This window comes from Bradyrhizobium sp. NBAIM08, from assembly GCF_020193935.1.
Lineage (GTDB): Bacteria > Pseudomonadota > Alphaproteobacteria > Rhizobiales > Xanthobacteraceae > Bradyrhizobium > Bradyrhizobium yuanmingense.
This window is the reverse complement of the sequence record NZ_JADYVR010000203.1, coordinates 1-465: the sequence shown is the minus strand read 5'-3', so window position 1 is coordinate 465 and position 465 is coordinate 1. Positions and strand designations below refer to the sequence as shown.

1 protein-coding gene is annotated in these 465 nt (G+C 62.8%); it reads right to left on the bottom strand.

What is annotated here, in order from left to right; all coding sequences use genetic code 11:
• A partial coding sequence (locus tag I6F37_RS39120) for an N-acetylneuraminate synthase family protein (protein ID WP_225154244.1) occupies positions 1 to 465 on the bottom strand: 465 nt, incomplete at both ends.

The following is a 465-nucleotide window of genomic DNA, read 5'->3' as shown; positions in this document are numbered from 1 at the left end:
ACATACAATGAGCGCCGAAATACGCGATTGCCGGCTTCGCTCTTGGCACACCCATGATCGCCGCGGCCAAGCGAGAGATGGGCCTTGCGCGCACCTTGCACAAGCTCGCGTAGCTCACTCGGCTCGAGCGAGAACGCCGCATCCGGACCTCCGTCACCTCGGCTCAGCGTCAGATGCTTTTCGATTACGGCAGCGCCGAGCGCTACCGCCGCGATAGCCACCTCGATGCCGAGCGTATGATCCGACAGGCCTACAGGAACACCAAACTCCCTCGCCAACGCAGGAATGCGCAGGAGGTTTGCTTCTTCGGCAGGCGTCGGATAGCCGGACACGCAATGCAGTAGCACAATCTTACATTCGGGATCGGCGGCGCGCGCGCTATCGATGGCGGCGGCTATCTCGGAGCTGTTGGCCATGCCTGTGGAGATGATGAGGGGCTTGTGCGTCGCAGCGGCGCGCGCAACC